The following is a 24810-nucleotide window of genomic DNA, read 5'->3' as shown; positions in this document are numbered from 1 at the left end:
GACTGCGTCACTTCGATCCTGCCGTCGTCTCTTTCTCGGATCAACTGGCCGCTCAAGTTCGGTAGCACGCCACCGAACTCGCAAGCAATCTGCTCTATCATGAAATGGCGAACCCCAAGGAGTCGCCATGAACAAGAAGATCGTCATCCCGCTGGTGGCGGCAATTGCGCTCATTGCCGGCGGCATCGTCTGGTTTCATAACGGCCAACCGCCCGCCAACGAACTGGCGCTGCACGGCAACGTCGATATCCGGCAAGTCGAACTCGCCTTCAACGCCAGCGGCCGCATCGCATCGATCGATGTTCGCGACGGTGACCGCGTCAAGCGCGGTGACTTGCTCGCCCGCCTCGACACCGAACGACTTCGCCTCGCGCTCGAACAGGCCGAGGCGCAAGTCACCGCGCAGCAACAAACGGTGAAACGCCTCGAAACAGGCTCGCGGCCGGAAGAAATCCGGCAGGCGCAGGCCCAGCGCGAGGCGGCCCGCGTGGCGATGGCCGATGCCGACAACTTTTATCAGCGCCAGCAAAGCCTCGTCGCCCGCCACTTCATCTCGCAGCAACAGGCCGACAACGCCCGCTTTGCCTTCGACAAGGCGCGTGCCCAATGGCAGGCGGCGAGCGAAACGGCACGCCTCGCCGAACTCGGGCCGCGCCGGGAGGATATCGCCGCCGCCCGCGCTACCCTCGCCGCCAGCGAAGCGGCCGCCGCGCTGATCCGCAAGGACATTGCCGAGGGCGAGTTGCGTGCGCCCTCCGACGGCGTTATCGAAAACCGGATTCTCGAAGTCGGCGACATGGCTTCGCCGCAAAAGCCGGTGTTCACGCTCGCGCTGACCGATCCGCTCTGGGTGCGCGTCTGGTTGCCGGAAACACAGCTTGGGCGGATTCCGGTCGGCGCCCGCGCGACTGTCGCCACCGACTCTTACCCGGACAAGCCCTACGCGGCGTGGGTCGGCCACATCTCGCCAAGCGCCGAGTTCACGCCGAAATCGGTCGAAACGGCCGACATTCGCTCGACGCTCGTTTATCAGGCGCGCATATTCGTCTGCGATGCTTCCGGCGAGCTGCGCCTCGGCATGCCGGCGACGGTCAAGATCGCGCTCGACCAGAACAAACCGGCCGAAGGAAACGAACGCAGCAATCCCTGCCAACCGGCACATTGAATGGTCATGGCCATGAAAGAGGCGCCCATTCTCGTCGCCGATCACCTGAGCAAGAGTTTCACGCCCGGACGACAGCGCATCCAGGCGCTCGACGCCGTAAGTTTTGCCATCCGCCCGGGCGTCATTACCGGCCTGATCGGGCCGGACGCGGCCGGCAAGACGACGCTGATGCGGCTGGCCGCCGGGTTGCTGGTGCCGGATAGCGGCAGCATCCACGCCTTGGGACTCGACGCCACGCACGATTCGCTGACGGTACAGGCATCGCTCGGCTACATGCCGCAGCGTTTCGGCCTGTACGAGGATCTGACGGTGCAGGAAAACCTCGATCTGTACGCCGACCTGCAGGGCGTCGCGAAGGACGTGCGAGGCGAGCGTTACGGCGAGCTGATGCACATGACCGGACTCCAGCCCTTCGTCGGCCGTCTGGCCGGCAAGCTGTCGGGCGGCATGAAGCAGAAGCTGGGCCTCGCCTGCACGCTCGTGCGTCCGCCCCGCCTGCTGCTGCTCGACGAACCGACGGTCGGCGTCGACCCCGTTTCGCGCCGCGAATTGTGGTCGATCATCGACCGGCTCGTGGCCAGCGAAGGCATGAGCGTATTGCTCTCGACGGCCTATCTCGACGAGGCCGAACGCTGCGACGAGGTCATCCTGCTGCATGAGGGCAAGGTGATGGCGCAGGGCATTCCGGCTGAAATGAGCGCCACGCTGCGCGGCCGCACCTGGACCGTCTCGCTCCCCGGCCGCCAGCACCGCGCGTTGCAGATGCGGCTCGCGCAGACGGCAGGAGTTGTCGATGCGCTGGTGCAGGGCGAACGCATCCGGCTCGTCACCGAACAGGCGCAGCTTCCCGACGCCATCGATTCGCATCCGGACATGCATGAAGCCACGGTCGATCCCGTCGCGCCGCGTTTTGAGGACCTGTTCGTCGACATGCTCCGGGGGCGCCCCAACAGCACACCTCACGCCACGCATCTCGACTTTGCTCCGATCTCGCCGCACGCCGATGGCGATGCCACCGCCCCGGTCATCAAGGTCGACCGGCTGATCCGCTGTTTCGGTGATTTCCGCGCGGTCGACGGCATCTCGTTCGACGTGCGGCGCGGCGAGATATTCGGTCTGCTCGGAGCGAACGGTGCAGGCAAGTCGACGACCTTCCGCATGCTCTGCGGCCTGTTGCCGCCGAGCAGCGGCCATCTCGAAGTGGCCGGACTCGACTTACGGCACGCCGCCTCGGCCGCCCGCGCCCGTATCGGCTACATGTCGCAGAAATTCTCGCAATACGGCAACCTGAGCGTCGGGCAGAACCTCGCTTTTTTCGCCAGTGCCTACGGGCTGGCCAACAAGGCACGGGCGGAGCGGCTGGCGTGGGCGGAAGACGAATTCGACCTCGTCCGCTACCGCAACCAGCTCGCCGGCGACCTGCCGCTCGGTTACAAGCAACGGCTGGCCATGGCCTGCGCGCTGATGCACCGCCCCGAAATCCTCTTTCTCGACGAGCCGACCTCCGGCGTCGACCCGCTGGCGCGGCGCGAATTCTGGCAGCGCATCAACGCCCTCGCGCTCTCCGGCGTCACCGTTCTCGTCACCACGCATTTCATGGAAGAGGCCGAATACTGCGACCGCCTCGTGATCATGGCCGCCGGACGCATCCTGACCGTGGGCGAACCGGCCGCCATCAAAGCCGCCGTACGCTCGCCCGAGCTTCCCGAGCCGAGCATGGAAGATGCGTTCATCAAGCACGTGGAGGAAACATGAAAACCGTGTTTGATGCTTTGCGGAGGATTCCGGTGATGCGCCGGACACCCGCCTCCCTCACCCGCCTGAAGGCGCTGGTGCGAAAGGAGTTCCTCCAGATCGTGCGCGATCCGAGCAGCATCGCCATCGCGTTCCTGATGCCGCTCTTCCTGTTGCTGCTGTTCGGTTACGGCGTCTCGCTCGATACCGAGCATGTGCCGGTCGCGTTTGTCGCCGAACAGCCGTCTGCCGACACCGACGATTTTCGTTCGAGCCTGCTCGGCAGCCGGTATTTCGCCATCGCCACGCTCAGGACGCTGCCGGAAGCTGAACAGGCGCTGCGCGAGGGGCGCGTGAATGCCATCGTCCGCCTGCGCGCCAATTTCAGCGAACGGCTGCGCCGCGCCGACGGGGCGCCGATCCAGATCATCGTCAATGGCGTCGACGCCAATACAGCGCAACTGACGCTCGGCTATCTGGAAGGTGCGTGGGGCAACTGGCTGACGCGCCGCGTCGCCAGCCGAGGCGGCGAACTGACGGCGCCCGTGCAACTGGAACAACGCGTCTGGTTCAACAGCGAACTCAAGAGCCGGAATTTTCTGGTGCCCGGACTGGTGGCCATTGTCATGACGCTGATCGGCACGCTGCTGACGGCTTTGGTGATGGCCCGCGAATGGGAGCGCGGCACGCTCGAAGCGTTGCTGGTCACGCCGACCCGCATGTCGGAAATTCTGCTCGGGAAAATCATCGCCTACTTCACCCTCGGCACCGGCGGCATGCTGATCTCGGTCGGGCTCGCCGTCTGGCTGTTCGGCGTGCCGTTGCGCGGCTCGTTCTGGTTGCTCTGGACGTGCGCTTCGCTGTTCCTCCTTGCCGCGCTCGGCATGGGGCTGGCCATCTCGACCGTGGCGCGCAACCAGTTCGTCGCCGGGCAACTGGCGATCGTCGGCACCTTCCTGCCCGCCTTTTTGCTCTCCGGCTTCATCTTCGACATCGACAGCATGCCCGCCGCCGTGCAGGGCGTCACACATGTGATCGTGGCACGCTACTTCGTCACCATCGTGCAGACGCTGTTCCTGGCCGGGGACGTGTGGTCGGTCGTCTTGCCCAATGCCTTGGCGCTGCTGGCGATGGCTGCCTTCTTCCTCGCCGTTACGTGGCGAAAATCCCGGAAACGGCTGGAGTGACGCCATGCTGACCCGCCTGCTCGCCCTGATCGTCAAGGAATTCCTCGCGCTGCTGAAAGACCCGAAAAGCCGCACGGTGCTCATCGGGCCGCCGCTCATCCAGCTGATCGTTTTCGGCTACGCGGCGACCTTCGAGCTGAAGGACATTCCGTACGCCGTTTTCAACGAAGACCGCAGCGCCATTTCCCGCGACTTCGAAGCAGCTTTTACCGGCGCGCCGTCGTTCCGCCGTATCGCCACCATTCGGTCGGAGGAGGAAATCGCGCCGCTGATCGACGACCGGCAGGTTCTGCTGGTGATTCACATCGGCCAGCGCTTCGGTGCGCAGCAACTCTCCGGCGATCCGGCGCCGCTGCAGGTCATCGTCGACGGCCGCAATTCCAACACGGCGATGGTCGCGCTCAATTACGTGCGGCGCATCGTCAATCAATACAACGAGGACTGGCTGAAGGCGCACGGGCAGTCGGGCTTGCCGGCCCATCTTGAATCCCGCGCCTGGTTCAACCCGAATCTCGAAAGCCGCTGGTTCTTCGTGCCCGGCATCATCGGCATGCTGTCGCTGATCACGACCATTCTGGTCACCGCGATGACGGTCGCCCGCGAACGCGAACAGGGAACCTTCGATCAGTTGCTCGTCACGCCGCTGCGCCCGGCCGAAATCCTGCTCGGCAAAGCGCTGCCCGGCTTCATCATCGGCATGGTTCAGGGCACGGTCATCCTGCTCATCGCCACGCTCTGGTTCCGGGTGCCACTCCTCGGCAGCCTGCCGGCGCTCTACTGCGGGCTGGCCCTTTTCCTTCTGTCCGGCGTCGGCGCCGGCCTGTTGATCTCGTCGCTCGCCGTCACCCAGCAACAGGGACTGCTCGGCGGCTTTCTGTTCATGGTGCCGGCCTCGATCCTGTCCGGCTTCGCCACGCCCATCGCCAACATGCCGCCCGTCGTTCAGGCCATTACCCTGATCGATCCGCTGCGCTATTTTCTCGTCGTCCTGCGCAAGGTCTTTCTCGAAGGGGCCGGCTTCGACATCCTGTTCGGCCAGCTCTGGCCGATGGCCCTGATCGGCGTGGCATCGCTCTCGCTGGCCAGCTGGCTGTTCCGGCACCGCATGTATTGACCGTCCACAGGCGCCTTGTCAAACGCGTAACCCACACAGACAATGCTCGCATGATCCCTCACATCCCCACCATGCTCCTGATGATCATTGCGGCAAGCGCTACGCTGGCGCTGTCCGTGGGTTGGGTGGCACGCCGCGACGAAAAGGAAGGTCTGCAATTGTGGACGGCCGCCCTCAGCCTGCATGCTGCGGTTTTCATCCTTTTCGCCCTGCGCGGCAAAATCCCCGATTTCCTTTCCATCCTCGTCAGCAACGTGGGGCTTTCCGGCTCGTATGCGCTGCTGCTCGCGGCGATCGCCCAGTTCCAGCAACGCAAGCTTTCCCCGCTGGTGCTTTGGGGACCGCCGCTGCTGATCGGGACGATGTTCAGCTTCCTGATGTCGGACATCGCGGCGCGGATTGTCATGGGCGGAATCGTATTCACCGCGCAGATCGCGATGATTCTGTTGGCGCTGACCAGCCGAAACCACGTTTTGACCGGGCGCGGCAAGCATCTGATGGTTGGCGGCGCGCTCCTGATGATCGCGACGCTCGTGCTGCGCATCGTGACGACGGCTTTCGGCACGGAAGACATCGCCAGCATCATGCGCGAGACGCCAGTGCAAACGGCAACATTTCTGGTCGCTTTCGTTTCGCTGATTCTCGTCTCGAACGGCTTTGTCCTGATGACGAAGGAACGCGCCGACGAACGGATTCGTCTGCTGGCGAAAAAAGACCGCCTGACCGGACTGTGGAACCGCATCCGGCTCGAAGAAGCCGGACAAACGGAAATGGCCCGTCTGGAACGCTATGGGCACCCGGTATCGCTGATCATGATCGACCTCGATCACTTCAAGGGAATCAACGACCGCTTCGGCCATGCGACCGGCGATCTCATTCTCAAAGGGTTCGCCGGCATCGCCGAAAACTGCATTCGCACGACCGACGTGCTTGGGCGCTGGGGCGGCGAAGAATTCCTGATCATCCTGCCCCACAGCGGCTTGTCCAGCACCGCGCAACTCGCCGAACGCATTCGCGGCAGCCTGGAGCAGCATATCTTTCCCGGTGGGCACAAAATCACCGCCAGCTTCGGCGTCGCGGTGTGCCAATCGACCGACACGTGGGATTCCTGGCTCGGCCGCGCCGACAGTGCGTTGTATCAGGCCAAGGCGGCCGGCCGTAATCGTGTCGAGACCGAATTGCTCGAACCCGGCGCCGAAGCAGCCGATCCGGCGAACACCGGTTTGATCCAGCTTGTCTGGCATCCAAGCTACGAATCCGGCAACGAGCTGATCGACGCGCAACACCGCGCCCTCGTCGAGCAAGCCAATCAGCTGATGAAAGCGATTCTCGGCAACCAATCCAAGGCGGCCATCAGCCAATCAATCGGCACGCTGCTTGCCGAAATCGGGCAACACTTCCGCGATGAAGAAGCGCTTTTCGCAACGACGGCCTATCCGGAAGCCGCCTACCACCGGGAGCTGCACGACCGTCTGACGGCACGTGCGCTGGACCTGGCCGAGCAATTCAACAGCGACCGGCTTGGCGTCGGCGAACTCCTTCACTATCTGGCCTACGAAGTCGTCGCCCAGCACATGCTGATCGAGGATCGCAAATACTTTCCGTGGCTTGCCGCGGCAAGCGTTGACGCGTAACGCCGATCGAACAGACCGGCGGCTTTCCCTCTTTTTACTCCGATCAGCGCCCGACTTTCGGGGGCCATCGCCCCCGGTTATCGCCTCAGCGCGTGGGCAGCGCCTGCCAGGCACCGCTCCGCACCGATTCGAACAGCGCCTCGATCGTGTGCAGCGTATCGAGCGCGTCCTCGATCGGCCAGCTCGGCACCGCCTCGCCCAGCACGAGACGCGAGAAGCGTTCGGCCTGCAGCGTGAACTGATTAACCGGTTCGAACGCGAAGGTTGTGCTCGGGAAGGCGCCCACACTGCTTGTGTTCCCGACTTCGACGCTGCACGGCGTCGGCCGCACCTGCGAGTACGGGAAATTGAAACGCAGCCAGCCGTTGGCGCACAAAACGGCGAGATGCTGTTGCGTTCCCCAGCCGGTACCGCCCGACTGCGTGGCAACGGTAAACGACGCGTGGGCATCGCCGTAATCGAGCAAGGCGCTGGAGAGGCGGTCGATACCGAACTTCGGGTCGATGTCGAGCGCCGCCACGACGCGCGTTGGAGCGCGCCTGAAGAGCCTGTTGCAGGCGCAGATGGCGTACGAACCGGTGTCGTACAGCCCGCCCCCGCCAACTGCCGGATTGTTCCGAATGTCGGCCGGGTCGAGAAACTGCTTGGCGATGATGCCATGCACGGCGCGCACCGGGCCAAGCGCCCCGCTCGCCAGAATCTCGTCGACCTTGGCCCACTGCGGATGGTTGCGAAAGGCGAAAGCTTCTTCGATGTGCTTGCCGGTTCGGTCGCGCACCGCGCAGAGTTCCTTGACCTGCGCGGACGTCAGGCACAACGGCTTTTCGCACAGCACATGCTTGCCCGCTTCAAGCGCCCGCACCGACCATTCGAAGTGCAACTGGTTGGGCAACGGGATATAGACGACGTCGATGTCCGGATCGGCCAGCAGCTCGTCGTAGCTGCCGTACGCGCGCGGAATGCTCAGCGCCTGCGCAGCGGCCCGGCCTTTGGCGAGATCGCGCGAGGCAAGCGCGAGCAGCGTCGTACTCGGCGCCTCGCTCATCGCCGGCAAGGCATGTTTCGTAGCGATCGCGGCCGCGCCAAGCACGCCCCAATTGACGGTTTTCTTCATCAACACGCTCCTTTATCGGTCTCGGGGTCAAAACCAAACCATCTGCACGGCGTTTCCCACAACAGTTTGCGGCGGTCGTTGGCATCGGGGAAAAGTCGCTCGACGAGCTTGAGCAGCACGCCGTAGTCGATTCGCTCAGGGGCTCGCAGGAACGGCCAGTCCGTCCCCCAGACGCAGGCGTCCAGCGTAAACGCGTCGACCAAGGCACGCACGTAAGACCACGTGTCCTCGTACGGATGCGGCAGGTGCGAAAATTTGGCATAGCCCGAAAGTTTGACGCCGGCGTTTCCACTCCGCCCCAGTTCAAGCAACGCCTTAAAGCCCGGTTGATCAAGACCGGCAGCCGGATTCGGCCGGCCGCAATGATCGAAGAGCAAGCGCACGCGGCTGGCCTTGAGCATCGGCAGCATGTCGACGAGCTGGTTGTCGACCACCTGGATCTGCGCGATGAGATCGAGCTCCGCCATCCGTTCCAGCAAACCGGCCGCGTCCGCGTAATACTTCACGCCGAACAGCGCCGGGTTGAAGGCGATGCCGACAATGCCCTGCGCCTTCAAGTCTTCCAGTTCGCTGCGCGAGGCAGCGTTCGCGACAACGGCGACCCCTTTCACCCGCCCGTTGCTTCGGGCAATGGTGTCGAGCATGCAACGGTTATCGGGGCCATAGCCGGAATTGGGCTCGACCATCAGCGCATGGCCCACGCCGTAGGCATCGAGAACGCGCATGAATTGCGCCGGCGTGCCCTTTTCCTGTCCGGCCGGATAGTAGAAATTGTCTTCCTCATAGGGGAAGCGATCCGGGTCGAAAACGTGGTTGTGACAGTCGATTTTCGGTTCGTTGAAGATGCTCATGGTTTATCCGTAAGTCGTCGAAGCGTGGAGGGACGGTATTCTGTGCCAGCCACGATACAGAAAACCCTTGGTTATATAATCGAACAATCGGTTGATTTGTAACTATCCAAAAATGAATAATCATTGGGACCTTGTCGATTTACGGATCTTTTGTGAAGTCGTCCAGCGCGGCAGCTTCGTGGGTGCGTCGACTCAGCTCGGCATTTCGGCCGCCTACGTCACCAAGCGGATCGCCAGCTTTGAGCGCATTCTTGGCACCAAGCTCTTCCACCGCACGACCCGGCGCGTTTCGATCAGCGAAGCCGGCGAGAAGGCCTATGTCTGGGCAAAACAGGTGCTCGATGCCGCCAATTCTCTCGACGATTGCATGGCCATGCCGCAAGGCTCGCCCTCGGGGCAATTGCGCGTCACGTCGAGTCCGCGCCTCGGCCGCAAGCATCTCGCGCCGATCTTCGCGTCGATGCGAAAGCAGTATCCGCTGCTGAACATCTGGTTCGAGTCGGTGTACCGCCGTGTCGACCTGCTCGCCGAAGGCATCGATATCGACATTCGCATGGAAGAAGCCCGGGAACCCCACCTCATCTCGCACCGGATCATGAAAAGCGACCGGGTTCTGTGCGCCACGCCGGACTATCTCGACAAAAAAGGACGCCCGCGCACCCTGTCTGACCTGACCGAGCACGACTGCCTGCTGTATCGCGATTTTCACCAGACATTCGGCGTCTGGCAGATGAATGGCCCGAACGGTCCGAAATCCGTCCGCGTATCGGGACCGATGGGCTCCAATCAAAGCGACACTGTCTGGAACTGGACGCTGGCCGGTCTCGGAATCAGCCTGTTTTCGAGCTGGGATGTCGCCAAAGACCTGAAATCGGGCAAGGTCGAACGGGTCTTGCCCGACTACGTCCAGCCGGCCGATATCTTTGCCATAACAGCCGCCCGGACAGAAAACTCCACCCGACTCCAACTGTGCCTGTCGTTCATCGCGGAGCAATTACGGACCGGGCCCTACGCGCTCGACACGCAAATCTGAGCCAGCCCACCACGAAACGCATTTGACGCAAAGTCGTTCGTTTCGCGCAGCAAAGCTGCGCTCCTACAGAGCATCCGGGTAGGATGCCTGGCTTTGCTGAGCGATCCAGTTTGCGTGTCAATAACGGCACCAAGGTCATTCATCGACATTGAAATCCGCCTTCCCGTGGTTCATGCTGAAAAAGCGGGAGGAACTCATCATGCGTATCGGATTCTTTGGCGCCGCCGGTGAAGTGACCGGTTCGTGCACGCTGGTGGAAACGGAAACGGCTCGTTTTCTCGTCGATTGCGGCATGTTTCAGGGCGGCCCGGAAGCGCGGTCGAAAAACCTGCATGCGCTGAAATTCGATTTCGACGTGCGGGCCATCGATTTTGTCTTGCTGACGCACGCCCACATCGACCACTCGGGCCTGCTGCCACGTCTTGCGGTGATGGGATTCCGCGGGCCGATCTACGCCACGCCCGCCACTATCGACCTGCTCCACGTGCTGCTGCCCGACAGCGCCTTCATCCAGGAAAAGGAATCGGAATGGCAACTGCGGCATCGGAGGCGGAGCGGCAAAGGCGAACGCGGCCTTCCGGCGCCGCTTTATACGGTTGAACAGGCAAAGTCGTCGCTCAAACTGCTCAGGCCAATTGGCTATCGGGAGACGCTCCACGCCGCTGAAACAGTGAGCGTCAAATTCCACGATGCCGGTCATATTCTCGGCTCGGCGTGGCTTGAGGTAGCGGTGAGCGAGCCGGGAAAGACGCATGCGCTCGTGTTCTCCGGCGACCTCGGCATGTATGACCGACCGTTGTTGCACAACCCGGAAAAGGTGATTCCGGAAGCCGACCTGCTGCTGGTCGAATCGACCTACGGCAACCGCCTGCACCGCCCGCTGGCGGAAACCGAAGACGAAATCGTCGCCACCTTCAAACGAACCCGAGGAGAACGCGGCAATCTGATCATTCCGTCCTTCGCCGTCGGGCGCACGCAAGAGATCATCTACGTGCTGTGCGACCTGGTGCGCCGCCAGCGGATCGAACCGATCAAAATCTACGTCGATTCGCCGATGGCTCGCGCCGCCACGCAAATCACGTTCGAGCACCCGCAACTGCTCGATGCCGAAACGCATGAACTGATCGACTGGTGGCGAGCCAATCAGGAGAAGGTCAACATCGAGTTCGTCGCCGACGTGGAACACTCCAAGGCGCTGAACGAGATCAGGAGCGACGCGGTGATCATTTCGGCGAGCGGCATGTGCGAGGCCGGCCGGATCAAGTACCACTTGCGCCAGAACCTGCCGCGCCGCGAGTGCTCGATCCTGATCACCGGCTTTCAGGCGGCGGGAACACTCGGGCGGCGACTCGTCGACGGCGCCCACCTCGTGCATATTTTCGGCCAGCCGGTACCGGTCCGGGCACACATCCACACCGTCGGCGGGTTGTCGGCGCACGCAGACCAGGCCGCCCTCCTCGATTGGTTGCGCGGTTTCCATCGCGCGCCCGGCCGGACATTCCTCATCCACGGCGAAATCGAAGCCTCGACCGTCTTCGCCAAAGCCATCGAGGACGACCTCGGCTGGAAGAACATCACGCTGCCGCATCGCGGCGAATTCATCACGCTGTAAGCACCTTTCAAAAAAAACCGCAGAGCCCGTTTTGGCGCTCTGCGGTTTTTTGGAGATAGGCCCGTCGTCAGAACAAATGTTTGTTGAGCAGCATGTGCGTTCCGACGCTCGCCGCGTAACCAAGGGCAATCACCGGCGTCCATTTGAGATGGCCAAAGAAGGTATAGACGCCACGTGCATGCCCCATCAGCGCCACGCCGGCCGCCGAACCGATCGACAGCATCGAGCCGCCCACGCCGGCCGTCATCGTCACCAGCATCCACTGCCCAATCGACATGTCCGGCATCATCGTCAACACCGCAAACATCACCGGAATGTTATCGACAAAAGCGGACAGGACACCGATCGCGATGTTCGCGTAAGTCGCGCCCCAGCCACCGTAGATGGCCAGCGATACCATGTTCAGGTAGCCGATGAAGCCAAGACCGCCGACACAGAGTACAACGCCATAGAAGAACAGCAACGTATCCCACTCCGCCCGGGCCAGCTTGGCAAAGATGTCGTACGGGATGGGGTCGCCGAAATCCATCTCTCCCTGAGCCTGACAACTCAACTCGCCATCCTTGCGGAAGCAGGTCGTCTCCCCTTTTTTCTTGAGGTAATACGAGAAAAGCTTGAGGAAGCTCAGACCGGTCAGCATCCCGAGAACCGGCGGCAGGACCAGGAAATTATGGAAGGCTACGGCCAACGCGATCGTCAGCAGGAAGAGGAACATAATCCCGACAGCGCCCCGCTTCATCCGCACAATCTGCCCGTCGGCATGCGGCCGTACGTTGGGAACCGCAAAATGCATGGCGATGGCCGGCACCAGCCAGTTCACCAGCGAGGGGAGGAATAAGACAAAGAACGTCCAGAAATCGATCTTTCCGTTCGTTGCCAGAATGTTCTTCTGCCAGACCATCAGCGTCGTGATGTCGCCAAACGGACTGAAGGCTCCACCGGCATTCGCGGCAATCACGATGTTGATGCAGGAAAGCAGCACGAATTTCTTGTTCTCGCCGCCAACGGCAATCGCCACGGTCGCCATCAGGAGCGCGGTCGTCAAGTTATCGGCAACCGGCGAAATACAGAACGCGAGGCCACCGGTCACCCAGAACAGCGCCCGGAAACTCAAGCCTTTTCGTATCAGCCAGGAACGCAAGGCATCGAACACGAAGCGCTCTTCCAGCGCATTGATGTAGGTCATCGCCACCAACAGGAAGAGCATCAGTTCCGCATATTCGAGCAGATTGTGCCGAACCGCCTGCTCCGCTTCGTGATGCATTCCGCTCACCTGATATTGCCAGGCAATCAACGCCCAGATAACGCCGGCGGCGAGCATCACCGGTTTCGATTTACGCATGTGCGTAAACTCCTCCGCCATAACGAAGACGTAGGAGAGAACAAACAGAGCAATGGCGAAAAATCCCACCCAATGCTTGGTCAGATCAAGATGCAGCCCCCCATCCATGGCAAACGTTATTCCGGGGAATAGCATCAACGAAGCGAAAAGTTTCAACATTCAACGACTCCCGAGGTGTTTTTCACCTGATTTTTTTGGTTACAAAAACGTTACACGATCAAAAAAGTGGCACCTTAGCCTAAGGAATCGTGAAAATAAATTCGGGTTAACCTGACTCATAGATAAGTTTTATCGAATCGAAAACAGGTCAATCAAACATCATAAGTCCTGCAACCATCTGTTCTTGCGACAAAAGTCAGTCAAAAAAAAGCCCCGAGGACTTAGATATTTAGTCCCCAGGGCATTCGAACAGTCAAACAAGGAACCGCGACGTCAGCTACCCCAAACGCGAAATGAAATAACCGGCGCAAACGGCGGTACCGATAACCCCGGCTACGTTTGGCCCCATAGCGTGCATGAGCAGGAAATTCTGATTGTCGTATTCCCGCCCGACGACCTGCGACACACGCGCGGCCATCGGTACGGCGGATACGCCGGCAGAACCAATCAGCGGATTGATGGGATTGTCGGGCGACAACTTATTCATTAGCTTGGCCAGCAGCACACCCGCCGCGGTGGACGCAGCAAACGCCACAACACCGATCGCAATAATCATAAGCGTCTTGGTTTGCAGGAAATGCTCGGCTCCCATCGTCAAACCGACCGAGGTGCCCAGGAAGATTGTCACGATGTTGATAATCTCGTTCTGCGACACCTTGGTCAGCCGCTCCACGACGCCTGCTTCGCGCATGATGTTGCCAAGCATCAGCATGGCGACCAGCGCCGACGCTGGGGGGACAACCAAAATGACGATAATCATGACAACGACCGCAAACACGATCCGTTCAAGCTTACCGACCGGACGCAGGGTCTTCATGCGAATACGACGCTCGGCATCCGTCGTCAGCAGCTTCATGATCGGCGGCTGGATCAGCGGTACCAGCGACATGTACGTGTAGGCCGCGACGGCGATCGGCCCGATCAAATGCGGTGCCAGTTTGTTGGCCGTAAAGATCGATGTCGGGCCATCCGCCCCACCGATAATTCCGATGGAAGCGCCCTCGCCCGGCGTGAAAACACCACTCATGACCGCGAGAAACATCGTCGCGAAGATCCCCGCTTGTGCTGCGGCTCCGAGCAACAGGGTACGTGGATTGGCAATCAACGGACCAAAATCCGTCAGCGCCCCCACCCCCAAGAAGATGATTGGCGGGAACAACTCCAGATGGATACCTTGCGAAATGTAGTGGTACAACCCACCGGGCACGTGCACCAACCCGTCAATGTAAGGCGCGTTTAGAACCCCTACCGTGGGGAGATTGGCCAGCAAAGCGCCAAAAGTGATCGGTAGCAACAATAGCGGTTCGAATTGCTTAACGATCGCCAAGTAGAAAAGCACAGCACAGACAGCCCACATGACGACCATGCCACCGGTGATCTGCGAAAAACCGGTCGACTGCGTCATTATCAGAACGAACTGTTCGATGATTCCTGACATCATCAATTCCTTAACGTTATTTGATCAAAGCTGCATCCAGCTCGAATCCGGGCCAGGTTTCCCCGACCCGGAGCAGAAGTGCCTTACCTCGCCCCAAGGAAGGCAGCAGGAACGGTAACGATGGCCGGAAAAAGGATCATCAGCGTCAATACAGCGAGGTGGGATAGCAAGAACGGCGAAACGCCCTTGACGACTTTGGTCATGTCGCTCTTCGTCGCGCCGGCGACGACGTTCAGCACGGTGCCCACCGGCGGGGTGATCAGACCGACCGAGCCGCAGACGATGAACACAACGCCGAAGTAGATCTCGTTGATGCCCGCCTGTTTGGCGACCGGCAGCAGCACCGGCGTCAGGATCAGAATGATCGGCGACAGGTCCATGACGCAACCGACGGCAAACAGGATGGCGACGATGGCCAGCATCAGCAGCGTCTGGTTGCCCATCAACGGCGTCAGCAGTTCAACCATCTGGCCCGGCAGGTCGGCAATCGTGATCAGCCAGGCGGCCGTCATTGCGGCGGCAACCAGGAACATGACGATGCCAGTGCTCTTCGTCGCGGTAACCAGCACGCCGAACAGTTGCGTAATTTTCAGTTCGCGGTAGATGACGAGGGCCACGAACAGCGCATAGACGGCGGCGACCACGGCCGCTTCGGTCGGCGTGAAGATGCCGAACTTCAGGCCGAAAATGATGATGGCGGGTAGCATCAGCGCCCAGACGCCTTCTTTGAGCGCGGCCGTCAATTCGCCCGGCGCGGCTTTTTCCGTCAGTTGAAGATCCGCTTTGCGGTTGATGAACCACCAGGTGAAGGCCAGACCGCCGCCCATCAGGATGCCCGGCACGATACCGGCGAGGAACAGCTTGGAGATCGAGACACCCCCGGCGACACCGAACAGGATGAACGGAATCGACGGCGGGATGATCGGGCCGATGATGCCGCCCGCAGAAACGAGGCCGCACGACTGGCCTTGCGAGTGGCCGGCGGCCATCATCATCGGTACGAGCAGCGTCGCCAGCGCAGCCGCGTCGGCCACGGCCGAACCGGACAAGCTGGCAAGCAGCACCGAAGCGACGATGGCGACGTAGCCGAGACCGCCACGCTTGTGGCCAACAAGGGCCAGCGCGACCTTGACGATGCGCTGCGAGAGGCCGCCGGCGTTCATGACTTCGCCGGCGAGCAGGAAGAACGGCACGGCCATCAGGGTAAACGAGGTGGTGCCGTTGATCAGGTTCTGCGCGATGATCTGCGCGTCGAACATGTCGAGGTGGAACATCAGGGCGACGGCCGCCCCGAGCAGCGAGAAGGCGATCGGCATGCCGATGATCATGCCGCCCATCAGGGCCGCCAGAAAGATCAGAATGGTCATTGTGGAGTGTCCTTAGGGTTAGTGCTTGAGGTGCTCGGTTTCGTGGAGCTCTTCAATTTCAGCCATGGCTTCGTCGGCTTCCGAGCTGAGCGTGTGTATCAACTGGCCGGTCGCGATCTTGATCAGGTCGGCGAGCAGCACGAAGATGGCGCCCACGCTGAAGACGATACCGATGCCGTACAACAGGCCCTGCGAGAGACCGGAGGCCGGAGCCATGTTCTCGAGGTTGATGACGGTCTGCTGCCAGCTGCCGTAGAGGAACATGCCCATGAAGCCGATCATGATGACCTGGGCGACGCAGAGCAGCAGGCGCTGCATGCCGGCCGGCATCTTCTTGAGAACGCCGTCGAAGCCGAGGTGACCGTGTTCGCGCAGGGCGACGAGGCCGGCGGTGTAGGTCATCCAGGTCAGGCACCAGGACGACAGCTCTTCGGAAACGGTAATGCCTGAGTTAAACCCATAACGCAAAACCACGTTGCCGAAAACCATCACGATCATCGCTATCAATAGCATGGCCGCAATCGTCTTCAACAGATAGAACAACACATCTGCAATCTTAGTCATTGGCACTCCTGTTTGATTGGTTTCAGATTCATATCGCGCAAGGCGGCCAAGGAGCGTTCCCCTCGCCCAACTCCCATCCTCAGCGCAAAACCACTGAGACGCGAACGATAAAAAAGACGCACAGAAACAAGCACTTCGCGGAGGCCTCCGACGTGCATAACCAGATCAAGAACTGTTACAGAGCGTCTAGGAGCGTTACATTAACGAATTTTGTTTACAAACAAAATTCGAATTACTGGCACAATTAACAAACTTTTCTCGAAACGGCAAAAATCACCCGATGAATCTCAAGCATCTGTTTTACTTCTGGAAGGTCGGTAAATTGGGCAGCGTGATTCGTGCTGCGGAGGCCATCAATGTCACGCCACAAACACTGAGCGGCCAAATTGGCTTGCTTGAAGAAAGCCTCGGAACCCCTCTTTTCGCGAGAAAGGGACGCTCGCTCATCCTGACCGAAGCCGGCAAGATGGCCATGGAGTACGCCGAAGAGATGTTCGCCCTGAGCGCCGAACTGGAGCTGGTGATCAAGCACAACCCCAAGGGGCGTCCGACCGAATTTAAAGTCGGCGTTTCCGACGCCGTGCCGAAAACGCTCGCCTTCCAGCTGCTGCAACCGGCCAAGAGCGCGACCGAGGGGGTACGGCTTGTCTGCCGCGAGTGGAAAATCGACCGCTTGCTGACCGAACTTTCCGTACATCGACTCGATCTTGTCATCTCGGACAAACCCATTCCCGCGTCAATCAGTGTGCGGGCCTACAACCATCGACTGCTCGAATCCGGCATCACCTTTCTCGTTCACAATGACGTAACTCCCCCCTCGCCTCTTTCCTTTCCAGCCTGCCTTTCCTCCATGCAATTGCTGCTGCTCGGCGAGGATTCGGCACTTCGCAATGCCCTCGATGGCTGGTTCGAGAAGAAACGCATCCGGCCGCAGATCGTCGGTGAATTCGACGACAGTGCGCTCATGACCGCATTCGGTCGCGGCGGGATGGGCGTTTTCCCGGTACCGACCATCGTCGAGGAGGAATTCACGCTGTCCGGCGAATTTTCGGTAATTGGCCGAACAACTGAAGCCAAGGTGACTTATTACGCCATTTCGGTCGAGCGCAAGCTGAAACATCCATGCGTCCTCGCAATCACCGAGTCTGCACAGCGTTTTTCCGCCGGGGCGAGCGAAGCATGATGAACGGGCTGAGCTGGAAAGCATGGCGGCACGGGCGTCTGCGCGAGGCGTTTTCCTCCAGCGTACGGTTTGTTTTCGGATTTGCCGGAATCATGGCCGTGTGCTGGCTGATGGATTGGCCAAACGCTATCACCCCGCTGCTACTGGGGGTCATCGCCAGTGCCCTTTCCGAAACCGACGACAGTTGGCGCGGCCGGCTTCTGGCCCAGACAATCGCCCTCTGTTGTTTTGCGCTGATGATTTTCGCTGTCCGCCTGAGCCTCGCGCATCCGGCGAGTCTGATGCTCGTACTGGCCGGAGCAGCGTTTCTCCTACCCCTGCTCGGCGCCGTCGGCGATCGCTACCGCGCCATCGCCAGCGCCACGCTGATCATGTCGCTTTACGCCGCCATGGCCATCGACGCCCCGGCCAGCCGCCCGATCATGCGGGGCCAGGAAATCCTCCTGCTCTCTGGTGCTGCCTGGTATGGCGTAATTTCCATCGCATGGTCGGCTACCTTCCCGAAACAGCCGGTCGACCAGAACCTTGCCCGCCTCTTTGACGCACTCGGAACGTATCTGAACTTAAAGTCCAGACTGCTGGAACCGGTTCGCGGCATTGATCTGGAACAGCTCCGCCTGGCGCTCGCCATGCACAACGGACGTGTCGTGGATGCACTCAACGCCGCCAAGGAAAGCCTTGTCAGCCGCATGAACCCCACGCACGCGCCGGAATGGCTACAGGCCGCACTGCATCGTTACTTCATCGCGCAGGATCTGCACGAACGAACCAGTTCCTCGCACGAGCAATACGCGCTGCTCGCCGACGCTTTCTTTCACAGCGATGTGCTTTATCGCTGCCAGCGCGTATTGGCGTTGTTGGGTAACGACTGCCTGGCAATCGCCGAATCCATCCGGACCCAGGAGAACTGGTCGCCAAACATGGCTACGAAACGCGCCATCGACGACATGGAAGCGGCCATTGCTCGGGTAGAGGCGCCCAATGCGGCGATTTGCAACAAAATCGACGGCGAAATCAGTGACGAGGGTCGCGCTCGCTCGAAACGGGCGCTAAGAGCGCTTGCCAGCAATCTTGGCGCCATGGCCGAAGACATTTCAGGACTGTTCCAACAAGGGCGGCCGCGACCACAATCAGACACAACCCTGCAGGACAGGCAGCCCCGCAAGCTGAGCGATTTCAGAAAACGACTGTGCGCCCAAATGTCCTGGAGAGCGCCGCTGATGCGCCACGCGATTCGCCTGAGCATCGCCGTTACGGCGGGATTCACGCTCATGCTGATAACGGGCGACACGCACGGGTACTGGATACTGCTAACCATTGTCTTCGTTTGCCAACCCCAATACGGAGCCACGCTAACCCGGCTGATGGAACGGATCGGCGGAACCGTACTGGGCCTGGTCATCGGTTGGGCCATATTGCGCCTCTTCCCTGACGAACTGACGCAAGCCGCGCTCACGGTTGTCGCCGGCGTGCTGTTCTTCATGACGAGGACGACCCGTTACACATGGGCTACGGCCGGGATAACGATGCTGGTGCTGCTTTCGTTCAACCAGGTGGGCGACGGCTACGGCCTCATTGTGCCGCGCCTACTCGATACGCTGGCCGGCAGCCTGATCGCCGGAATTTCGGTATGGCTGGTTCTGCCCAGTTGGCATTCGCGCCGGCTGCACCAACTCGCGGCAGAAACGTTGCGCACGCAAGCGCAATATCTCCGCGAGGTCGTCGCCCAATACGGTGGGCCCGGAAAGCAAGACAACCTGCCCTACCGGATTGCCCGGCGCGACGCTCACAACGCCGATGCCGCTCTTTCCGGCGCGCTGACCGCGGCATCCAAAGAACCCGGTTATGTGCGGCGCAATGTCGGAGCAGGTACGCGTTTTCTGGTGTTATCCCACACCCTTTTGAACTACTTGTCCGCGATGGGCGCTCACCGCAATGCCGACCTGAAAGCCGCCGATGATGTGATTGTGGCGGCTCATTGTCTGCAAACGGTGTTGGAGGAACTGGCAGCCTCATTGAAGACACGCCTCGCCATGTCAGCAACTGAACGACCTGAGGAGCTTGCCGCATTGCGTGGATTGATGGTCCACAACGAAAACGAAGCCGAATTTCATCGGGTACTCCGCGCTCAGCTGATATTGGCACTTCATCTGTTGCCCTCATTGCGCGCAACGGCAAACGAATTGCTGCGAGCCTCCCGCCCGAGAGGGGGAATTCAGTCGCACAAATGAAGGGGAAAATCAGGAGTGAAGCCAGTCGCTTCTTTGAGCTTCTGGTTCAGAAGAAGATGAAGATTTCTTTCGGTCCTTGGTGGAGGTAAGCGGGATCGAACCGCTGACCTCTTGCATGCCATGCAAGCGCTCTCCCAGCTGAGCTATACCCCCCTGGAGCGAAAGAGACGCGGATTATAAAGAGGGCTCGGAGCAAAGTAAAACAAAATTAAGCGCCAACCGAGAAACAGCATCCTCCCTGTTTCACCTCCGCCATCGAAACAGGAGCAGACTCATTCCCGACAGGCCGATGACAAGCATCCCGGACATCGAGATCAAGTCCGGAACGTGGTCGAAAACAAGCCAGCCCATAAGCACCGACCAGATCAACTGGAGGTAAAGGAACGGCGATAACGTGGATGCAGGGGTCTCCCGAAAAGCACGGATAAGCAAAAGATGTCCGCCCCCGCCGGTAAAACCCAACGAAAGCAGCAACAAAGCTTGCATCACCGTCGGCACCTGTTCCGGCCAATACTGCGGAACGAGAATTGTCGTCATGGCGGTTCCGACAAGTGCCCCGTAAAAAAGCTGACGCATCGGCGGCTCCGTGTCAGACAGCTTGCGCGTCAGAATCTGATAAAAGGCATTGCAAAGCGCCGCACCGATCGCATAAACGACACCAATCCCGCCAACGGCCCCGCTCGGCCTGGCAATCAGCAGCACCCCTACAAAGCCCCCCAGTGCTGCCAGCCAATTGCGCAGACTCATCTTTTCGCCAAGCAGCGGGCCTGCCAGGATGACCACGATCAACGGCGCCAAGAAGGTAATCGCCGACGTTTCGGCCAACGGCAGAGTTCGAAAAGCAAGAATCAGAAGGAGCGTCGTAACCACGAGCAACGCACCGCGCACTGCCATCAATACAGGACGCGGTGTCGTCACCAACTCACGCCCCATGCTGGGAAGAAAAGCCAGCACGATAAGGAGATTCACCGAATTGCGCGCCCAGACGAGGAACTGGACGGGAAAGAATTGAGAGAGATACTTCGAACTGGCATCGAAGACAGCAAAAAGAAAAACGCCGATGACAAGCAGAACGATGCCGTACAGCCTGTTGTTTTTCACGGATGATAAATCCACTGGTTAAAGCAGCAACGTGCGCTGTCAATGAGTTCGCCCGCTGTCAGCCCGATCGGGCCTTGTCCCTGCCCTACGAGCCGCTCGGCTGCCGTACCATGCAGATGAACCGCCGCCATCAAGGCTTCACACGGCGGCCACCCTTGGGCCAACAACGCAGTAACAAAACCAGTTAACACGTCACCACTTCCCGCGGTGGCCAATCCTGGATTCCCGCTCGTATTGATGAACCACCGCCCATCGGGCGTTGCGATCACCGTTCCAGCACCTTTGAGGGCGACCAAGGCATTGAAACGACGCGCCATTCTGATGGCCGTAACCGGACGATCCGCCTGAATCATGGCCACGTCACAGCCGAGAAGGCGTGCCGCCTCAGCCGGATGCGGCGTCAGCAACGACGGCGCCGAACGCGACTGGAGAATCCTTTGCAGCGGTTCATGGCGCGCCACCAGATTAAGCGCGTCTGCATCGAGCACGAGTGGAATGGAAAGGGTAAGAGCTCTCTCCAAAAGCTGTGTCGCAGCAGCCGTATTCCCCATTCCTGGGCCGCACGCCAACGCCGTCAGACTGCTGCCGAACAGAAGATCAGGATTGCGCAGCATGAGTTCCGGCTGCCCCGGATCAAAAGAGGGCGCCCGATCGTCGAGCAGCCCCACGTAAACTCTGCCACTACCAAGATGTAACGCAGCACGAGCGGCAAGCAATGCCGCACCCACCATACTATGAGCGCCACCAAGAACTCCGGCGTTTCCGTACGTTCCCTTGTGGCTATTATTGGCTCTCCTTTTCAGCCGCCCGGAAAACAGCGCTCGCACCACAAGCTGGCCGACAGGCTCGCTCGGCAAATCATTATTTGAAGCAACATCAAGATCGAGCGTCGCAACCTTGACCATCCCGCACAAATCGGGACCATCAGCCGTAAACAAGCCGGGCTTTCCCCCGATGAAAGTGATTGTATGGCTCGCGCAGATAGCAATGCCGCTTGCTCTACCCGTATCGCTATCTAGCCCGCTCGGGCAATCCAAAGCCAGCAACGGACACGCATCGCGCGCTGCAAGGTTGTTCGCCTGCTCGACGAGTTCAGCGTAGCGTCCAGATATTTCGCGCTTGAGACCGATGCCGAACAATCCATCGACAATCAACTCCCATCGCAGATCCCCCGGTATCGTTGCACACAAAACACCACCTTCTTCAACGAACTGTCGGTATGCCTGGGCCGCGTCTTTCGGCAGTTTCTCGGTATCGCCGGCAAATACCACCCGGACATCGAAACGTCGCTTGCGAAGATGAAGGGCGACTACGAGCGCATCGCCACCATTGTTCCCCGGCCCTGCCAGAACGAGGACGTGAGAACTGGAATTCGCCACGTCGGCGGAAAACAACGTTGCCGCAAAATCGGCCGCCGCCGATCCGGCACGCTGCATTAGCTGCAAACCGGACGCCGCGGCTTCAATCCGCCGAATCTCGTCAGTACGGAAGAGAGGAACGGAAAACATATACGAACACACCGACCAAAATGGCAATTCTACCAATCAAACCGCAACAGTATTTTCAGGATCGGAGGTCACGGAATCAAAAAACCGCACATAAAAAAACGCCGGGTGGAATGACCACCCGGCGCCCAATCAACTTACTTTTTACTGACTAAAACTCTAAAGCGTCTTACTTGCGAACTTTCTCGATTTCAGCCATGAATTCCTTGACGAACTCAGGACCGATCGAAGCGGCAAACTTGTCGACAACCGGCTTGACCTTGGCACGCATCTTGGCCATTTCAGCCGGCGATACTTCATTAACTTCCGAGGTCTTCTTCAGGTTTTCTTGTGCCTTGAATTGCGCAGCACGGGAGTACTGACGCTGCCAGTCAGTCGCTTCCTTGGCCGCTTCCATGACAAGCTTCTGTTCGTCGGCGTTGAGCTTGTCCCACGTCTTCTTGCTCATGAAGAACGATTGCGGGTTGTACATGTGATTGGTGATGCTGATGTACTTCTGCACTTCGTTGATCTTGTTGGCTTCGATAACCGAAAGGGGGTTTTCCTGACCGTCGATCATCCGCTGCTCAAGTGCCGTATACACTTCGGTAAAGGCCATCGGGACAGCGTTGGCGCCGAGACCATTGAAGGTTTCGATATAGGTCGGCGACTGAATAACACGCATCTTCAGACCGGCGATGTCCTCAAGCGTCTTGATCGGACGCTTGCTGTTGGTCATTTGACGGAAACCGAGGTCAAAGTAACCAAGGTTGACCATACCTTTTGCCGGCATCATGGCAGCCAGTTTCTGGCCCATTTTTCCATCGAGAACCGCGTCGACTTCCTTGGCGTTGGCAAAAAGGAAAGGCATATCGACGACAGCGGCTTCCTTGATCTGGCCTTGCAGAATGCCTGTGTTCATCGCCGCGATGTCGATCGTGCCGCCTTGGACAGCCGAGAGTACCTGCACGTCACCACCGAGCACGCCGCCCGGGAACGACTTGACAGACATCTTGCCGCCGGACTTCTTGGACAGCAGTTCGCCGAATTTCTCACCACCCGCCGGGATCGGGTGCCCCTTCGGGTTGGCCGTAGCAAAGCGGAAAGAATGCTCACGAACTTCTGCTTGAGCACCACCGACAACCATCATGCAGCATGCAGCTGCGACTGCCAGGCCAACTTTCTTCTTCAGATGCATTTGAACCTCCTAGTGAATAAGACTTGAAGCAAACTGCGGAAAATCCGCTATCGACAATCCGGTTTTGTCCGGTTCCTCGAATCTTTTTTCGATCGCGCCGACTTTATTCTCATTTTTTGAAGCTCCTTTAGAAGCCGTCAGCACTAGACCCAAGCACTTGTTGTTTTGACTTGGTGTGCGTTTTTTGCCGAACTATATGTACGAGTGCCCACCTTGTAAATTATTCTTTTTATATAGACAAAATATGCGTAAATAAATGCGCTTGCGCAGATCTCGATCAAGCGAGAAAAAACAAGCATAAAATCATGGGAGTAAAGCGTATGCACGAGTCCGAACATGGCGAAAACATTTTGGATGTAAAGGATTTAAGACTGCTCGAAACACTTTATTCAACACAAAGCGTTACGAAGGCAGCTGAAATCCTCGGTCTTTCGCAGCCAAACGTTAGCACCTGGCTAAGACGTCTTCGCTTGCAGGTGAAAGACCCGCTGTTCGTTCGCACCTCCGATGGCATGGCCCCAACACCGCGCGCAGACAAACTACTGGCCAAAATCCAATTCATTCTCAGGGACATTCGACAACTGACCGAGGATGAAGGCAGCTTCGACCCTGGCAGTTCGCGCCGGGTATTTCGCATGTGCATTCCCGACTCAGCACAAATCACGTTATTCCCCAAGATGCTTCGACACTTTCGCAAGTGTGCGCCCGATGTGCGACTCGAAGCACTGCCGGTTAACGCCAACACGGCACGACTTCTTGAAACCGGCGAGGCTGATCTTGCATTTGGTAGTTTTGTTCCAGGAATGGTGGCCGGATACTACCAACAGGCATTGTTCGAGCTCGATTTTGTCTGCCTCGTAAGCGCGGATCACCCGAGGATCAACCAACGCCTGACGCTTGAGAACTATCTAGGCGAGGCTCACGTGGCTTTGAGCTACGGCAGCGCCAATGCATTTATCGAGGCCGAAATGCGGCGACAACGCATCGAGCGGCGGGTACTGGTCACACTGCAAGGATTCCTGGGCGTTGCCAAGATCATTGAAACGACGGACATGATTGCCACCCTTCCGCGGGAGATCGGCGCAACCTTAGCCGCAGGCGCGTCGATTCACCTGTTCCCATGCCCTGTCCCCGTTCCTTCCTACATGGTCAGCCAATACTGGCATGCACGATTTCATCACGACCCAGGCAACAGATGGTTGCGCAGCATCTGTGCCGAACAGGCCAGAACGGATCTGTTCCAAGCATCGTTCTCGATCAAGGACGCCCCCGAATCTCTTCTGGAATAAGCAACCGCAC

Annotated in this window: 19 protein-coding genes and 1 tRNA gene; 10 read left to right on the top strand and 10 right to left on the bottom strand. The window is 59.4% G+C overall.

Annotated elements, in window-relative coordinates:
* The first annotated feature begins 127 nt into the window (after positions 1-127).
* From GH659_RS07825 to GH659_RS07805, 5 genes are read left to right on the top strand one after another with little or no spacing between them, the layout of a single operon-like run.
* The gene (locus GH659_RS07825) at positions 128-1165 is read left to right on the top strand and encodes an HlyD family secretion protein (protein WP_153110842.1); all 1038 of its coding nucleotides are present in this window, start codon (positions 128-130) and stop codon (positions 1163-1165) included.
* A gap of 6 nt (positions 1166-1171) precedes the next feature.
* Entirely contained in the window at positions 1172-2920 is a 1749-nt protein-coding gene (locus GH659_RS07820; protein ID WP_246167777.1) for an ATP-binding cassette domain-containing protein, read from the top strand.
* The gene (locus tag GH659_RS07815) at positions 2917-4086 is read left to right on the top strand and encodes an ABC transporter permease (protein WP_246167776.1); all 1170 of its coding nucleotides are present in this window, start codon (positions 2917-2919) and stop codon (positions 4084-4086) included. Before GH659_RS07820 ends, GH659_RS07815 begins: the two co-directional genes overlap by 4 nt.
* A 4-nt stretch (positions 4087-4090) precedes the next feature.
* Positions 4091-5200, top strand: a complete 1110-nt coding sequence (locus tag GH659_RS07810) for an ABC transporter permease (RefSeq protein ID WP_153110841.1) — start codon at positions 4091-4093, stop codon at positions 5198-5200.
* 50 nt (positions 5201-5250) lie between these two features.
* Positions 5251-6834 carry a diguanylate cyclase gene (locus GH659_RS07805; protein WP_153110840.1) on the top strand — a complete coding sequence of 528 codons (1584 nt, stop codon included), beginning with the start codon at positions 5251-5253 and terminating at the stop codon, positions 6832-6834.
* 85 nt (positions 6835-6919) lie between these two features.
* Here GH659_RS07805 and GH659_RS07800 read toward each other — a convergent pair whose 3' ends face one another.
* Both GH659_RS07800 and GH659_RS07795 read right to left on the bottom strand, forming a co-directional pair.
* Positions 6920-7948, bottom strand: a complete 1029-nt coding sequence (locus tag GH659_RS07800; RefSeq protein ID WP_153110839.1) for a Gfo/Idh/MocA family protein — start codon at positions 7946-7948, stop codon at positions 6920-6922.
* Positions 7948-8799, bottom strand: a complete 852-nt coding sequence (locus tag GH659_RS07795; RefSeq protein WP_153110838.1) for an amidohydrolase family protein — start codon at positions 8797-8799, stop codon at positions 7948-7950. The genes GH659_RS07800 and GH659_RS07795 overlap by 1 nt, the downstream gene beginning before the upstream one ends.
* A 112-nt stretch (positions 8800-8911) precedes the next feature.
* Between GH659_RS07795 and GH659_RS07790 the strand changes: the two genes are divergently transcribed.
* A complete protein-coding gene (locus GH659_RS07790) occupies positions 8912-9832 on the top strand; it encodes a LysR substrate-binding domain-containing protein (protein WP_153110837.1) in 921 nt (306 codons plus the stop codon).
* Positions 9833-10031: 199 nt separating this feature from the next.
* The gene (locus GH659_RS07785) at positions 10032-11444 is read left to right on the top strand and encodes an MBL fold metallo-hydrolase RNA specificity domain-containing protein (protein WP_153110836.1); all 1413 of its coding nucleotides are present in this window, start codon (positions 10032-10034) and stop codon (positions 11442-11444) included.
* 67 nt (positions 11445-11511) lie between these two features.
* Here the strand turns inward: GH659_RS07785 and nhaD are convergent, their stop codons facing one another.
* From nhaD to GH659_RS07765, 4 genes are all read right to left on the bottom strand, one after another.
* Complete coding sequence (gene nhaD / locus GH659_RS07780; RefSeq protein WP_153110835.1) at positions 11512-12945, bottom strand: sodium:proton antiporter NhaD; 1434 nt, start codon at positions 12943-12945, stop codon at positions 11512-11514.
* Between the two features lie 277 nt (positions 12946-13222).
* Entirely contained in the window at positions 13223-14383 is a 1161-nt protein-coding gene (locus GH659_RS07775; RefSeq protein ID WP_153110834.1) for a sodium ion-translocating decarboxylase subunit beta, read from the bottom strand.
* Positions 14384-14466: 83 nt separating this feature from the next.
* A complete protein-coding gene (locus GH659_RS07770; RefSeq protein ID WP_153110833.1) occupies positions 14467-15750 on the bottom strand; it encodes a TRAP transporter large permease subunit in 1284 nt (427 codons plus the stop codon).
* Positions 15751-15768: 18 nt separating this feature from the next.
* On the bottom strand, positions 15769-16314 hold the full coding sequence (locus GH659_RS07765) for a TRAP transporter small permease (RefSeq protein WP_153110832.1): 546 nt from the start codon (positions 16312-16314) through the stop codon (positions 15769-15771).
* Positions 16315-16594: 280 nt separating this feature from the next.
* Between GH659_RS07765 and nhaR the strand changes: the two genes are divergently transcribed.
* Both nhaR and yccS read left to right on the top strand, forming a co-directional pair.
* Positions 16595-17497: a transcriptional activator NhaR gene (nhaR, locus tag GH659_RS07760; RefSeq protein ID WP_153110831.1), complete on the top strand. Its 903-nt coding sequence runs from the start codon at positions 16595-16597 to the stop codon at positions 17495-17497.
* A complete protein-coding gene (gene yccS, locus GH659_RS07755) occupies positions 17494-19728 on the top strand; it encodes a YccS family putative transporter (protein ID WP_170285844.1) in 2235 nt (744 codons plus the stop codon). The genes nhaR and yccS overlap by 4 nt, the downstream gene beginning before the upstream one ends.
* A 77-nt stretch (positions 19729-19805) precedes the next feature.
* Here yccS and GH659_RS07750 read toward each other — a convergent pair.
* From GH659_RS07750 to GH659_RS07735, 4 genes are all read right to left on the bottom strand, one after another.
* Positions 19806-19881, bottom strand: a tRNA-Ala gene (locus GH659_RS07750).
* A gap of 90 nt (positions 19882-19971) precedes the next feature.
* Complete coding sequence (locus tag GH659_RS07745) at positions 19972-20829, bottom strand: DMT family transporter (protein WP_153110829.1); 858 nt, start codon at positions 20827-20829, stop codon at positions 19972-19974.
* On the bottom strand, positions 20826-22337 hold the full coding sequence (locus tag GH659_RS07740) for an NAD(P)H-hydrate dehydratase (RefSeq protein WP_153110828.1): 1512 nt from the start codon (positions 22335-22337) through the stop codon (positions 20826-20828). Before GH659_RS07740 ends, GH659_RS07745 begins: the two co-directional genes overlap by 4 nt.
* A gap of 166 nt (positions 22338-22503) precedes the next feature.
* Positions 22504-23511 (bottom strand): TRAP transporter substrate-binding protein, encoded by a 1008-nt coding sequence (locus GH659_RS07735; RefSeq protein ID WP_153110827.1) that lies wholly within the window; start codon positions 23509-23511, stop codon positions 22504-22506.
* A 320-nt stretch (positions 23512-23831) separates the two neighbouring features.
* On the opposite strand from GH659_RS07735, the gene GH659_RS07730 reads away from it, so the two are divergent.
* Positions 23832-24800 carry a LysR family transcriptional regulator gene (locus tag GH659_RS07730; RefSeq protein WP_153110825.1) on the top strand — a complete coding sequence of 323 codons (969 nt, stop codon included), beginning with the start codon at positions 23832-23834 and terminating at the stop codon, positions 24798-24800.
* The last annotated feature ends 10 nt before the right edge of the window (positions 24801-24810 follow it).

The sequence above is a fragment of the Propionivibrio limicola genome (assembly GCF_009469695.1).
Taxonomy (GTDB): domain Bacteria; phylum Pseudomonadota; class Gammaproteobacteria; order Burkholderiales; family Rhodocyclaceae; genus Propionivibrio; species Propionivibrio limicola.
The sequence above is the reverse complement of the archived record's forward strand: the minus strand, read 5'-3'. Positions and strand labels throughout refer to the sequence as shown.